This window comes from Shimia sp. (assembly GCF_041624275.1).
Taxonomy (GTDB): domain Bacteria; phylum Pseudomonadota; class Alphaproteobacteria; order Rhodobacterales; family Rhodobacteraceae; genus Shimia.
In genome coordinates this window covers 16,282-30,441 of record NZ_JBFJVE010000010.1, presented here as the reverse complement: position 1 = coordinate 30,441, position 14,160 = coordinate 16,282, and the positions used below count along the sequence as shown (strand labels likewise).

10 protein-coding genes are annotated in these 14,160 nt (G+C 66.0%); 3 read left to right on the top strand and 7 right to left on the bottom strand.

Going from position 1 to position 14,160, the window contains the following annotated elements; all coding sequences use genetic code 11:
• The 5 genes from ABZD10_RS01865 to ABZD10_RS01845 all read right to left on the bottom strand — a co-directional run.
• Positions 1–770, bottom strand: a 770-nt coding sequence (locus tag ABZD10_RS01865; RefSeq protein ID WP_372884404.1) for a M24 family metallopeptidase, incomplete at its 3' end; no start/stop codon positions are given.
• Between the two features lie 31 nt (positions 771–801).
• Complete coding sequence (locus tag ABZD10_RS01860) at positions 802–2,175, bottom strand: aspartate aminotransferase family protein (RefSeq protein WP_372884403.1); 1,374 nt, start codon at positions 2,173–2,175, stop codon at positions 802–804.
• A gap of 307 nt (positions 2,176–2,482) precedes the next feature.
• Positions 2,483–3,184, bottom strand: coding sequence for a 5-formyltetrahydrofolate cyclo-ligase (locus ABZD10_RS01855; RefSeq protein WP_372884402.1), 702 nt, complete (start codon positions 3,182–3,184; stop codon positions 2,483–2,485).
• A 27-nt stretch (positions 3,185–3,211) separates the two neighbouring features.
• A complete protein-coding gene (locus ABZD10_RS01850) occupies positions 3,212–3,694 on the bottom strand; it encodes a hemerythrin domain-containing protein (RefSeq protein WP_372884401.1) in 483 nt (160 codons plus the stop codon).
• A gap of 23 nt (positions 3,695–3,717) precedes the next feature.
• Complete coding sequence (locus tag ABZD10_RS01845) at positions 3,718–3,993, bottom strand: DUF2249 domain-containing protein (protein ID WP_372884400.1); 276 nt, start codon at positions 3,991–3,993, stop codon at positions 3,718–3,720.
• Positions 3,994–4,207: 214 nt separating this feature from the next.
• Between ABZD10_RS01845 and ABZD10_RS01840 the strand changes: the two genes are divergently transcribed.
• Together ABZD10_RS01840 and ABZD10_RS01835 are read left to right on the top strand one after the other, a co-directional pair.
• Positions 4,208–4,645: an Rrf2 family transcriptional regulator gene (locus tag ABZD10_RS01840; RefSeq protein ID WP_372884399.1), complete on the top strand. Its 438-nt coding sequence runs from the start codon at positions 4,208–4,210 to the stop codon at positions 4,643–4,645.
• A 110-nt stretch (positions 4,646–4,755) separates the two neighbouring features.
• On the top strand, positions 4,756–6,204 hold the full coding sequence (locus ABZD10_RS01835) for a mannose-1-phosphate guanylyltransferase/mannose-6-phosphate isomerase (protein ID WP_372884398.1): 1,449 nt from the start codon (positions 4,756–4,758) through the stop codon (positions 6,202–6,204).
• A 125-nt stretch (positions 6,205–6,329) separates the two neighbouring features.
• Here the strand turns inward: ABZD10_RS01835 and ABZD10_RS01830 are convergent, their stop codons facing one another.
• A complete protein-coding gene (locus ABZD10_RS01830; protein WP_372884397.1) occupies positions 6,330–9,635 on the bottom strand; it encodes an Rne/Rng family ribonuclease in 3,306 nt (1,101 codons plus the stop codon).
• A gap of 731 nt (positions 9,636–10,366) precedes the next feature.
• Between ABZD10_RS01830 and ABZD10_RS01825 the strand changes: the two genes are divergently transcribed.
• Complete coding sequence (locus ABZD10_RS01825; protein ID WP_372884396.1) at positions 10,367–12,739, top strand: nitric-oxide reductase large subunit; 2,373 nt, start codon at positions 10,367–10,369, stop codon at positions 12,737–12,739.
• Between the two features lie 84 nt (positions 12,740–12,823).
• On the opposite strand, the gene ABZD10_RS01820 is transcribed toward ABZD10_RS01825, so the two are convergent.
• Positions 12,824–14,158, bottom strand: coding sequence for a sigma-54-dependent transcriptional regulator (locus tag ABZD10_RS01820; RefSeq protein WP_372884395.1), 1,335 nt, complete (start codon positions 14,156–14,158; stop codon positions 12,824–12,826).
• Between the last annotated feature and the right edge of the window lie 2 nt (positions 14,159–14,160).

The window sequence follows — 14,160 nt, the reverse complement described above, 5'->3', positions numbered from 1 at the left end:
TAACAGCCCGACAGCTCGAAAAAGGTGGCCTCGCCGGCGCGCATCGGGGCACCGTTCCATGTCAGATGGGCGGCGGTGGCATCCAGCCCCGAGGGGGTCAGCGGCACGATCGCCGGGTAGTCGCCCCAATCCTCGCCGACCCCGGTGATGCCGGCATGCAGGATCTCGGCCACCAGATCGTTCTTGCGCAGCCCCGGCGCGGCGCGCTCGATGGCGGTGTCGATGACCTTTTCCGAGATCCGCGCCGCCCTGCGGACAAAGGCGATCTCTTCGCCGGATTTCACCAGCCGCTGCCAGTTGACCAGCGCCGTGGCGTCGACCAGCGTCGCCCCGGGCAGCTCGGCGCCCAGCACCGCATGGGCCTTGGCGGAATAATAGTAGTTCTCCATCTCGACCCCGATCCGCGCCGTCGCCAGCCCCCGGTCGCGCAGATGCCCGGCCAGATCCTGCATCGGGTGCCGTTCGGTCGACTGCACGTAATGGTCGCCATAGCCGAGGATATGGGCGTGATCCATCCAGCAGGTGCGGCGCCCGCCCATCATGTCCATGTGGCGGCCCCACCAGACCGGCGCCCCCTCCATGGTCAGGATCACCCCCTGATGGACGTAGAAGGACCAGCCGTCATAGCCGGTCAGCCAGGCCTGGTTCGACGGGTCGGTGACGAACAGCGCCTCGAGGCCGGCCTTGGCCATGGCGGCGCGGGTCTGCTTCAGGCGGCGGTCGTATTCGGCGGCGCTGAACGGGGCGTTCGACGGGCTGTTATGGGTCATGCGTGGCTCCTTTCCGCTTTCCGTTTCTCACTCAGCCCAGCACCGAGCCCACCGCCCGCGCGGTGGCCTCGACGATGCGGTCGGCCTCGTCCCGGCTCAGGCAGAAGGGCGGCGCGAAGCCCAGGATGTCGCCCTGCGGCATGGCGCGGGCGATGACCTTGCTTTGCTCGAGCAGCGCCGCAGCGATATGCGGCCCGATCTTGTCGGCGGCATCGAAGAAGGTCCGGCCGTCGCGGTCCTTGACGAATTCGACGGCGCAGAGCATGCCGGTGCCGCGCACCTCGCCGACATGGCGGTGATCGGCCAGCGCCTCGGCCATGCGCGCATTGAGATAGGCGCCGACGGTGCCGGCATTCTCGACCAGATTCAGATCATCAATCAGCTTCAGGTTGGCGACCCCGGCCGCGGCCCCGATCGGATGCGCCGAATAGGTCCAGCCGTGGCCGATGGGGCCGGTCTCGTCGCTGCCCCGCGCGAGCACCTGCCAGACCGCATCGGAGACGATCGACCCCGAGAGCGGCGCATAGGCCGAGGTCAACCCCTTGGCGATGGTCATGAGATCTGGGCGCATCCCGTAGCGGTCCGAGCCGAACATGGTGCCGAGCCGGCCGAATCCGGTCACCACCTCGTCGGCGATCAGCAGGATGTCGTGGCGCTCCAGCACCTCCTGGATCGCCGGCCAGTAGCCCTCGGGCGGCGGCACGATGCCGCCGGTGCCCAGAACCGGCTCGCCGATGAAGGCGGCGATGGTGTCGGCACCTTCGCGGGCGATCAGCTCTTCCAGCGCGGCGACGCATTGGGCGGTGAACTCGGCCTCGCTCTGATCGGCCCTGTCGCGGCGGTAATAATAGGGCGCATCGGTGTGCAGCACTTGGGCCAGCGGCAGATCGAACCGCTTGTGGAACAGCTCGAGCCCGGTCAGCGAGCCGGTCATCAACCCCGAACCGTGATAGCCGCGCCAACGCGAGATGATCTTTTTCTTCTCGGGCCGCCCGAGGATGTTGTTGTAATACCAGACCAGCTTGATGTTGGTTTCATTGGCATCCGAGCCGGAAAGGCCGAAATAGACTTTCGACATGTGGTCGGGTGCGCGGTCGAGCACCATTTTCGCCAGCGTGATCGCGGCCTCGGTGCCATGGCCGACATAGGCATGGTAATAGGCCAGTTCGCGCGCCTGCTCGGCGATGGCCTCGGCGATCTCGGGGCGGCCATAGCCGACGTTGACGCAGTACAGCCCGGCAAAGGCATCAAGCAGGCGATTGCCGTCGCGATCCTCGATATGGCAGCCCGAGGCGGTGCTGATGACGCGCTGCGGCGCCTGCCCCCGCGCGAAATCGGCAAGATGGGTCGAGGGATGAAAGAAGTTTTCCCGGTCCCATTGTTCAAGATGGTCATTGTGCAGCATGGCTGGTCTCCGGCTGGGGCGGGCGCGCCGCCTGTTCTGTCTGAAAAGAGCCGGTTGCACGCAGGGCGCAGAGCCTGTGGGCAGGACCTGTCCCGGTTTCGAGCAGACTGGCTCCGCTCACCCGGACAGCAGCGCGCAATGCCTTTATTGCCAGGGTCTGGCACCCATGGAGCACGAGAGCCGCCGCAAAGGCAAGCCGGATTCTCGCATTGCTGGCAAACCGCGCATCGGGCCCCGGCAAAGCGCGGCCGGACAGCGGGCGCGGCTTCGCCCGCCCCGCAAGGGCCCTGTGCCCGCGATGGCGCGCTCAGCGATGGCGGATCTGCTGCGCGCCGGCCTCGGTGACGATCGCGTCGAGCGCCATGTCATGCGGCTGCGGATAGATCGTCGTCAGCCGAGCAGACTGGAACCCGACCCCGATGGTATAGGGGCGCGGCGCCAGCGCCGCCAGCGTGCGGTCGAAATAGCCGCCGCCATAGCCCAGTCGATACCCGCCATCGTCCCAGCCGACCAGTGGCGCCAGCGCGATGTCGGGCCTGAGTTCGGGGGCATCGGGCGGCGGCACCGGGATGTTCCAGTCGCCGCGCTGCATGCGGGTTCGTGGCGTCCATTCGCGAAACACCAGCGGCGCGCGCTTGGTTTCGACCAGCGGCAGCGCGACGCGGAGCCCCCGCTCGGTCAGATCCTGCATCAGCGGGCGCAGGTCGGGCTCGGATTTGATCGGCCAATAGACCGAAACCACCAGATCCCGGCGGCTGCCGATCCGGGCGGCCAGCGCATCGCCGACATGTCGCACCAGCGCCGCGCCGACCGCCCGGATCCCTTCGACCCCAAGCGCGCGCCGGGCCTCGAGCAGCCGGCCGCGCTCGGCCCGGCGCCAGCGCGCCACATCGCGCGCCTGCTGCGCCTCGACGCCGAGCGGATCGAAATAGGTCGGGTCGATTTCATGGGCCATGCAGGGCGGAGAGGCATAGCCGCCCGCGCCGCCCCCTTTGGTGTCATCTGTCATCGTCTTGCCTTGGACCCTGCCCGCCCGTCAGCGCGCGGTTTCGAATTGCGGGAACAGCACCTCGTTCTCGAGCCGCATGTGTTCCCCGAGATCCTCGGTAAACTCGGCCAGATCGCGATACAAGGTCTGCCAGCTGCTACAGGCCCCCTCCGGCAGGGTGAAATCCCGGGTCAGGCTGCGGATCGCTGAAAGGTCGTCGGCGTGGCCCTCGTGATCGGCCCGCATCACCGCGATCGGATGTTCGATGCCCGGCATGCCGCCGCGCCGGATGGCGGGGAACAGGATCATCTCTTCCTTGCGCATATGCATCTCCATCTCCTGCCCCATGCGCTGCAACAGCAGGCTCAGCCCGGCGGGCAGGCCGGCGTCGCCAGCGTGGATATCCTCGATCATGGCGGCGAGCTTCACCAGATGGGGCAGTTGCTGGCGATGGCGCGCATGGTAGCGGCGCTCGATAAAAAGGGTCAGCTCGGCGGCATCCTCGACGGGAACGGCTTGGGCTTGGGTCATCTCGGCACTCTCCGGAAGGGTTTTCAGGCGCTGCGGCGGGTGATGGCGACCTGCCAGACCTCGGGTCCGTCGCTGAGGTACTGGAAGTCGTAGAGCCCCGGCCAGATCTCTTCCATGCGGCGCAACAGGGGCACCGGGGCGTGATCGTTGATGAGAACGAAGCTGGCCCCCGGCGCCAGCCCCTCGATCGCGGCAAAAACCGTGGCGTGGCGTTGCGGCGGGATCATCGGGCGCAGATCGACGATCACCGGCGCGGGCGGGGGGGCTTGGGTCGTGTCGGACTGGAACGTGTCGGACATGGCAGGGTTCCTTGCAGTGGCAGGTTGCCTTTCTAGGCAATTTAAAAAATATTGTCAATATTTCTTTATTGCCGGATTTCCTTTTACCCGGGCGCCGGAATGGCCTAGATTCGCCCGAACCGCAGGAGAGCCCGATGCCCGATCAAACCCCGTCCGTGCCACCAAGACGCCCATTATTGCCCGCCGGCGCGGACTGCCAGGCCGGAGACCGGCCATGCGCCTGACCGTGATGTCGGATTATGCGCTGCGCGTCCTGCTTTATACCGCCGCCTACCCCGACCGGCTGGTGACGATCGACGAAACCCAGGAAGCCTATGACATCTCGCGCGGCCACCTGATGAAGATCGTCGGTACGCTGGCCAGTGCCGGCATGCTGCGATCGCAACGCGGACGCAGCGGCGGTTTCACGCTTGGCAGACCGCCGGAAGAGATCCGGCTGGGCGATGTCCTGCGCCTGACCGAACCCGATTTCGAGATGGTCGAATGCTTCCGGCCCGACAATGCCTGTGCGATCACCCCGGTCTGCCGCCTGCCGGGGCTGGTGAACGAGGCGCTCTCGGCCTTCATGGAGGTGATGGACCGCTACACGCTGGCCGATCTGATCCTGCAACCGCAGGCCTTCGGCGAACTGCGGCCGGCAGGCCGGGGCTGACCTCGGGCACCGTTGCCGGGCCGGGCCGGAAAATCCTTGCAATCAAGCCCCGGCTGCGCTTTTCAGTTGGGCAGGCAGAAATAACCAAAAGGCTTACAAAGGGCATATTTATGAACCAAGTCATTCATCCAATTCTTCTTTGTGGCGGTTCCGGCACACGTCTGTGGCCCCTTTCGCGCAAGTCCTACCCCAAGCAATTCGTCCCCCTGACCGGCGAGGAAAGCCTGTTCCAGGCCTCGGCCCGGCGTCTCAGCGGCGAAGGCTTCGCCGCCCCCAGCATCCTGACCGGCGCCGATTTCCGCTTCGTGGTGATCGAACAGCTGGCCGCGCTCGAGATCGCCCCGGCCGATATCCTGATCGAACCCTCGGCGCGCAACACCGCCGCCGCGATCTGCGCCGCCGCGCTGGCGCTCGAGGACAAGTCGTCCGGCGCGCTGATGCTGGTGGCCCCGTCGGACCACGTGATCCCCGATGCGGCGCGCTTCCGCGACGCCGTCACCGCCGCCGCCCCGGCCGCAGCCGAGGGCCAGCTGGTGACGTTCGGCATCCGCCCCGACCGGCCGGAAACCGGCTATGGCTGGCTGGAGCTCACCACCCAGCCCGATGCCGATTTCTCGGCCCGCCCGCAGGCGCTGAAAAGCTTTGTCGAGAAACCCGACCTCGCCACCGCCGAGAGCCTGCTTGCCGGCGGGCTGCATCTTTGGAATGCCGGCATCTTCCTGTTTTCCACCACCGCCATTCTCGCCGCCTTCGCGCGCCACGCCCCCGAGACGCTGGCGCGGGTCCGCGAGGCCCATGAGGGCGCCGAAAGCGATCTCGGTTTCACCCGGCTCGACCCCGAGGCCTGGGAGCAGCTCGAGGATATCTCGATCGACTATGCGGTGATGGAGCGGGCCGAGAATCTCACCGTGGTGCCCTATGGCGGCGCCTGGTCGGATCTTGGCGACTGGCAGGCGGTGTGGCGCGACGGCAGCCCGGACGAGGCCGGCATCGTCACCGCCGGCCCGGCCACTGCCATCGACTGTTCCGACACGCTGTTGCAGGCCACCAGCGAGGCCCAGCAGCTGGTCGGTATCGGGCTGAAGGACATCGTCGCCGTGGCCATGCCCGACGCGGTGATGATCGCCCACAAGGACCACGCCCAGGACGTCAAGCGGGCGGTGCAGACTTTGAAGGCCCAGGGCGTCGCCCAGGCCGAGACCCTGCCCCGCGATTACCGCCCCTGGGGCTGGTACGAGAGCCTGGTGATCGGGCCGCGTTTCCAGGTCAAGCGGATCGTGGTCAACCCCGGTGCCAGCCTCAGCCTGCAAAGCCATCACCACCGCGCCGAACACTGGATCGTGGTCGAAGGCACCGCCAAGGTCACGGTCGACGACGAGGTCAAGCTGGTGAGCGAGAACCAGTCGGTCTATATCCCGCTTGGCGCCGTGCACCGGATGGAGAACCCCGGAAAACTGCCGATGGTTCTGATCGAGGTGCAGACCGGCAGCTATTTCGGCGAGGATGACATCATCCGCTATGAAGACATCTATGCCCGCGGCCAGGGCGCCAAGGGTTAGAGCAGCAGGCCGCAGCAGACCCCGGAGCTCGGCGCGGCCGGCTCCCGGCACCCGCACCGCAAAGAAAACCCCGCGTGCCAAGTGGCGCGCGGGGTTTTCGTTTTCAGTCCGGGTCTCCCGGCAGGTCAGCCGCCGACCGACCACCAGCCCTTGCGCTTGGGCTTTTTCGGCGCTTCGGGCACCGGATCGGCCTCGGGTTCGGGTTCGGGTTCGGATTCGGGTGCCGGCTCGGCGGCAGGCTGGTCCTGCTCGGCCTCGGCTTCCGGTTCGGCCTCTGTCTCGGTCTCGGCCTCTGTCTCGGTATCGGCCACGGGTGCGGCGCCATTTTCAACGGCCACCTCGACCTCGGCTTCAGCTTCGGCAGGAGCGCCGTCATCGACGGTTTCGGCGCTTTCCCCGGCTGTCTCTTCGGGCGCGGCGGTGTCCGCGTCCACGGTCTCGGTGGTTTCTTCGGTCTCGGCGACAGGCGCTTGGCCGGCCTCGACGCCCGATGCGTCCACCTCGGCGGCGTTCTCCTCGGAACCCGTCGCTGCCTCGGTCGCCGCTTCGGCCGGGGTCTCGGCCTCGGCCTCTTCAGGCGCGGCCTTCGACCGGCTGCGGCTGCGGCTGCGGGTCCGGCTGCGCGTGCGCGATTTCTTCGGGGCCTCGCCCTCGTCGCCCTGTTCCGCGCCGGCTGCTGCCTCGGCGGGCTGCGCGTCGCTCGGTTCGTCGGCCTCGTCAGCTTCGGACTCAGACCCAGACCCAGACCCAGACCCAGACCCGGTCTCGGGCTGCGTGTCTGTCCGGTCTTCACCTGCTGCGCCGGACTTGCCCCGACGACGACGGCGGCGGCGGCGTTTCTTGGGCTTGCCGTCCTCGGCCTCGGCCACATCGACTGCATCGACCGCCACCGGGGTCTCGTCGGGTTTGGCCTCGTCCTCGTCCACCGCGTCCATGATCGAGGTATCGACCGAGACCACCGGGGCGGCTTCGGCCACCGGCCGGGTCGCGGTCTTGAACTTCTCGAGCGTGAAGTCCGGCGACACCAGATGCACATCGCCCTCGATGCGCACCGACATGCCATAGCGGGCCTCGATCCGCGCCACGTGCTCGCGCTTCTGGTTCATCATGTAATTGGCGATCGCCACCGGGCATTTGACCAGCACTTCGCGCGACCGGCCTCTGGTGCCCTCTTCTTCGACCTCGCGCAGGATCGACAGCGCCAGATTGTCGTCCGACCGGATCAGGCCGGTGCCGTGACAGGCCGGGCATGGCTGTGTGGTGGCCTCGATCATGCCGGGGCGCAGACGCTGGCGGCTCATCTCCATCAGGCCGAAGCCCGAGATGCGGCCGACCTGAATGCGGGCCCGGTCGGTCTTCAGCCGATCCTTCATGCGCTTTTCGACCGCCGCGTTGTTGCGCCGCTCGTCCATGTCGATGAAGTCGATGACGATCAGACCCGCAAGGTCACGCAGGCGCAGCTGGCGGGCCACCTCGTCGGCGGCCTCGAGGTTGGTGTTGAGCGCGGTTTCCTCGATCGAGCCCTGTTTGGTGGCGCGGCCGGAGTTGACGTCGATCGCCACCAGCGCCTCGGTGACGCCGATCACGATATAGCCGCCCGATTTCAGCTGCACCGTCGGGTTGAACATGCCCGAGAGATAGCTTTCGACCTGATAGCGGGCGAAGAGCGGCAGGGTCTCGGTATAGTTCTTCACGTTCTTGGCGTGGGACGGCATGATCATCTTCATGAAGTCCTTGGCGATGCGGTAGCCGCGCTCGCCCTCGACCAGAACCTCGTCGATCTCGCGGTTGTAAAGGTCGCGGATCGAGCGTTTGATGAGGTCGCCCTCTTCATAGATCTTGGCCGGCGCGATGGACTTCAGCGTCAGCGAGCGGATCTGTTCCCACAGCCGTTGCAGATATTCATAGTCGCGCTTGATCTCGGCCTTGGTGCGCTTGGCTCCGGCGGTGCGGATGATCAGGCCGGCGCCCTTGGGCACGTCGATCTCGCCCGCGATCTCTTTCAGCTTCTTGCGATCCGGGGCATTGGTGATCTTGCGGCTGATGCCGCCGCCACGGGCGGTGTTGGGCATCAGGACGCAATAGCGACCGGCCAGCGACAGATAGGTGGTCAGCGCCGCGCCCTTGTTGCCGCGTTCTTCCTTGACCACCTGCACCAGAAGGATCTGGCGGACCTTGATCACTTCCTGAATCTTGTAGCGGCGGGGGCGCGGTTTGCGCACCGGGCGGATGTCTTCGCTGTCGTCCTCGTCGGCAACGGATTCGATGCTGTCATCCTTTTCCGAAGCGCTGGCACCCTTTCTGTGCGATGCATCCTCGTCGTCGGCCGGAAGCGCCTCGTCGGTCTCGTCGGCGTCGTCCTCGCCTTCGGAGTCTTCCTCGGCCGTCTCGGCCGCATCGTCGCCTGCGGTGTCGTCTTCGGCGGCCTCGGTTTGCGAGGTTTCTACCGCTTCCGCGTCGCCATCGGCGTCATCGCTGGCTTCGGCCGGCTCGGCGCTTTCGGTCTCTTCACCGGTCGCCGGGTCGCGGGTCGCGACCGCGTCTTCGCCCTCGGTATTGGCGGCCATGGTGCGGCTGCCGCCGTCCTTGCCGTCCTTGTCCGCGCTGTCCTTGTCCGCGCCGTCCTCGTCGACATCCTCTTGGGCAGTATCGTCCTGCGCCGCTTCGGCCTCTTCGGTGGCTGCGGCCTCTTCGGCCGGCTGCGGGGTTGTTTCATCGGCTTCATCGGCCGGTGCCGCCTCGGGCGCTGCCGCTTCGGGGGCCTCGTCGACCGCCTCTGCGGCCTCTTCGACCGTCACTTCCTCAGCGGCGACTTCTTCCGGCGCACTGTCGGCATCGGCATCGGCTTCGGCGGCCGCCTCGGTCGCTTCGGCGGCCTCCGGCTCTTCGACCGGGGTGTCGCGCACCAGCTCCATCGGCGACAGCCCCTCGGTGGAGTCCTCGGTGGTGTCCTCGCCGAGATCGATGGTCTCCATGCCTTCGATCTGGTCGCTCGCCGCCTCGGCCGAGGCCTCTTCGCTCGCGGCGGCACTCTTGGCGCTGTCCTTGGCCTTGCCACGGCTGCGCGAGCGGCTGCGCGAACGCGACCGGCTGGGCTTTTTCTTTTCTTCCTCGTCCTCGTCGCGCGCCTTCTGCGATTCCGCATAGGCGCGCTCTTCTTCCATCAGCGCCTCGCGGTCGGCGACGGGGATCTGGTAATAGTCGGGGTGAATCTCGGAAAAGGCCAGAAAGCCATGGCGATTGCCGCCGTAATCGACGAAGGCGGCCTGAAGCGAGGGTTCGACCCGGGTTACTTTTGCGAGATAGATATTGCCGGCAAGCTGGCGTTTGTTTTCGGATTCGAAGTCGAATTCCTCGACCTTGTTTCCGTCGACCACCACGACGCGGGTCTCTTCCGCATGGGTGGCATCAATGAGCATTTTCTTAGGCATGTTATCCGTTTGCACCCGCGCAATCGACTGCGCCCTGGAGGAGGGTTGGAGTTGAATTGCAGGGGGTGTCTTGTCAGGGCGACGGGCCGCGCGCGGCCGAGAGGGCCGCATGCGGCCTCTGCTCGGTCAAACACTCTGTTCGCGCGCGTCATCGCGTTTCTTCTCCGACACAAGACGAATCGCAGTGATCCACGCCCCGTCCTGTGTCTGTTATATGCCCTCTGCCTGCGGCAGTTCGGGCGTCTCACTGCCCCTGTATCAGGGGCTCAATCGGTCTGGACGGGATACCGGGCCTCGGGGCCGTCGCGCATCACATCCAGCGAAACTCATGGCAGAGGTCCGCCGGGCGGACTCTCCTTCCCCTAAATAAGACCAGCGTCCTGCAAATTACAATGGCAAAAGCCGCATTGAGGGTGAAACATCGGTCTGCGGGGCATGTTTCGTTGCGTCCCGTGCAGCGGCCCCCGGCGCGCCGCCGGCTCTGCAGAACGGCAGACGCCGCGCGAAAAGCCCACCCGCCGCCCCGGATCAGCCTGCAAGGGCATCGGCAAAAACCGCTTGCGGCCAAGCCCTTAGACACTAACCCTTTGCGCTTCAACGAAATTTTGACGATCGTCATTTCGCCGCCGCAAGTCAGCCCATAGTCTGTGCGCCAAATTGAACAGAGCATGCGCCCCTGCTGCCGCAGCGGCAAGACTCCGCCACCGTTCCCGACCACCGAAGGACAGCCGATGACCACTCCTGCACGAAGCCAGCCGCGCTTCGGAAATCTCGCACTTATCCTGCTCAACAAGAAATACTGGATGGCGCATTTCGCCGCCGTGATCCTGATCTGCCTCGGCGGGCTGCTCTACATGGGCGACGCCACCTATGACAGCGCCCCGCCGCGCGCCGATTTCGTCACCGAAGACGGCCGCATGGTGTTCTCGCGCGCCCAGATCCAGGCCGGGCAAGAGGTGTTCCACCTGCGCGGGCTGATGAGCTATGGCTCCTTCTGGGGCGACGGCGCCGAGCGCGGCCCGGATTTCACCGCCGACGCGCTGCATTACACCTATCTCGGGATGATCGACCACTACGAGGCCGCGCTGGCGGCCGGCGGCCCCATTGACGAGGCCGACCGCGACGCGGTGGCGGCGCGGGTGCGGCGCGAATTGCACCGCAACACCTGGGACGAGGCCAGCGGCACCATCACCCTGAGCGAAGGCCAGGTCGCCGCCTTCGAGACCGTGGCGACGCATTTCAGCCGCATGTTCACCGATCCCGACTATCCGGAGCTGTTCCAGACCGGCTATCTCACCGATCCGGCCCAGATCCGCGACCTGTCGGCCTATTTCTTCTGGGGCGGCTGGGTGGCGGCGGCGCATCGCCCGGGCGAGAGCTATTCCTATACCCACAACTGGCCCTATGACCCCGAGGTCGGCAACGGGCCGACCCCGGCGGTGGTCTTCTGGAGCATCCTCTCGGTGCTGGCGCTGTTCGCCGGCATCGGGCTGGTGCTGTATATCTACGGCCAGATGAAATCGCTGCAATACGACCCCTTCGAAAGCAGCCAGGAACGTTCGCTGACCACCTATGACCTCGAGCGCGGCTATGTACGCAAGACCCAGCGCGCCACCTACAAGTTCTTTGCCCTGGCCATGCTGGCATTCGGGCTTCAGGTGCTGGTCGGCATTCTGGCGGCCACGGATTTCGTGCGTCCGGGCGGGTTCTTCATCGGCGACATCCTGCCCTTTACCGTGCTGCGCAGCTATCACACGCTGTTGCAGATCTACTGGTTCTTCATGTGCTGGGTCGGCTACACGATCTTCTTCCTGCCCCGCCTGGGGCCGGTGCCGCGCGGCCAGCGGGCGCTGATCGAGCTGCTGTTCGCCTGCTGTTTCATCGTCGGCGCCGGATCGGTGATCGGCATCTATGCCGGCCAGACCGGCATCCTGACCGGGGCCGCGGCCTATTGGTTCGGCAGCCAGGGCTGGGAGTTCCTCGAGATGGGGCGCTTCTTCCAGATCCTGTTGCTGGTCGGCTTCTCGCTGTGGATCGTCATCATCTATCGCGGCGTCAAACCCTGGCTGACGGCCAAGAACATGTGGTCGGTGCCGGCCTGGCTCTTGTATGGCAGCGGGGTGATGGTGTTCTTCCTGTTCTTCGGCCTGTTCGTGACCCCCGAGGCCAATTTCGCCATCTCGGACTTCTGGCGCTGGATGGTGGTGCATATGTGGGTCGAGGTCACCTTCGAGGTCTTCACCACGGTGATCGTCGCTTACATGCTGGTACAGATGGGGCTCATTACACGGGTCATGGCCGAGCGGGTGATCTTTCTCGCCGTGATGCTGTTCCTGCTGACCGCAACCGTGGGCATCGCCCACAACTTCTACTGGATTGCGAAACCGACCGGGGTGATCGCCTTTGGCTCGGTGTTCTCGACGCTTCAGGTGCTGCCGCTGCTGCTGCTGACGCTGGATGCCTGGCGCATGCGTCAGGAGAAGGAGCGCGCCATACAGTTTCACGCGGCGGGCAGCCAGAGCTTCATCATGCATGAGGTCTGGCTCTTCGTGCTGGCGGTGAACTTCTGGAACGTCTTCGGCGCCGGGGTGTTCGGCTCGATGATCAACCTGCCGATCGTCAACTACTTCGAGCATTCGACCTATCTCACCGGCAACCACGCCCATGCGGCGATGTTCGGGGTCAAGGGCAATATCGCGCTCGGCGGCATGCTGTTCTGCCTGCAACACCTGTTCAAGACCGGCGACTGGAACCGCAAACTGATCCGGGTCTCGTTCTGGTCGCTGAACATCGGCATCGCGATGATGATGTTCCTCGATCTGCTGCCAGTCGGGCTCTACCAGCTGTCGGTGGTTCTGGAAGAGGGCCTGTGGTACGCGCGCAGCCAGGAGGTGATCCAGGGCGCGGTGTTCCGCAACCTGACCATCATGCGCAGCCTCGGCGGCCTGGTCTTCACCATCGGCGGGGTGCTGCCGCTGATGTGGTTCGTTCTCAGCCGCGCCGCCCGCATGCGCCGCAAGATCAAGGAGGATTCCGGCGAATGGTCGCCGCGCGCCGATGGCTGGGCCGACACTTCGGACGCACCGACCGGGCCAGCCGAGTAAACCGCCGCCGCAACACAGCAAACGGCCGGGCCAAGCGCCCGGCCTTTTCACGTCATCAAAGCGGACACCAGCGGCACCGCGGGGTCAGAGATAATCGGCCCGCTGCAGCCCGTATTTGGCCATCTTCTCGTTCAGCGTCCGGCGCGGCAGGCAAAGCTCTTCCATGACGCTGGCGATCGAGCCGCGATGCCGGCGCATGGTATTGTCGATCAGCATCCGTTCGAAAGCCTCGACATATTCCTTCAGCGGCTTGCCCTCGGTGGTCATCACCGGCTGCATCTCTTCATGGTCGCTCATCAGCAGCGAGGCGATGGTGCCCTCGCCGCGCCGGGTTTGCAGCACCGCGCGCTCGGCCAGGTTGATGAGCTGGCGCACATTGCCGGGCCAGGGCGCCTGCAAAAGCTGCGCCGCCTCCTGGGCGCTGACCTTGGGCGCCTCGCAGCCGTATTCGTCGGCGAACTGTTCCGAAAGCCGGGTGAACAGGGTCAGGATGTCCTCGCCGCGCTGGCGCAGCGGCGGCACCGTGATGCGCAGCGCCGCGAGGCGGTAGAACAGGTCCGGGCGCAGGGCGTCCTCGGCGGTGCGGTCCTGCTCCTGCAGGTTCGAGATCGCCAGAATGCGGGTCTCGGCCGGCGTGCCCTGTTCGTTGATGACATTCAGCAGCTTGGCCTGCAGCCCGTCGCTCAGGGTCTCGGCATCTTCCAGCACCAGCGTGCCGCCGCGCGCCTCTTCGATCGCCGGCAACTGGCTGTCCTCGGGCTGCATCGGCCCGAACAGCCGCCGCGCCAGCGCCTCTTCCTCGAAGGCACCACAGCTGACCAGCACGAATTTCTTGCCGGCCCGGCTGCCCACCGCATGCAGCGCATGCGCCACCAGCGTCTTGCCGGTTCCGGTCTCGCCGTCGATCAGCACATGGCCGTCGGCCTGGCCGAGATCGAGAATATCCTCCTTCAGCCGTTCCATCACCGGGCTGACGCCGATCAGCTTCTTGATCAGCTGGCCGCCATCGCTGAGTTCGCGGCGCAGCGCCCGCGCATCCAGCGTCAGGCGGCGCGCCTTGGTGGCCTTCTTGGCCAACTGGCTCATGCGGTCGGGGTTGAAGGGTTTCTCGAGGAAGTCAAAGGCCCCGACCCGCATCGCCTCGACCGCCATCGGCACATCGCCATGGCCGGTGATCATGATCACCGGCAGGGCGCTGTCCGACCCCATCAGCTTCTTCAGGAACTGCATGCCGTCCATGCCCGGCATCCGGATATCCGAGATCACGATCCCCGGATAATCCGGCCCCAGCGCCTTCAGCGCGTCCTCGGCGCTGGCGAAGGTCTCGGTGTCATAGCCCGACAGCGCCAGCCACTGGCTGATCGACTGGCGCATGTCCTGTTCGTCGTCGACGATGGCGATTTTCATACCCTGGGCCATGG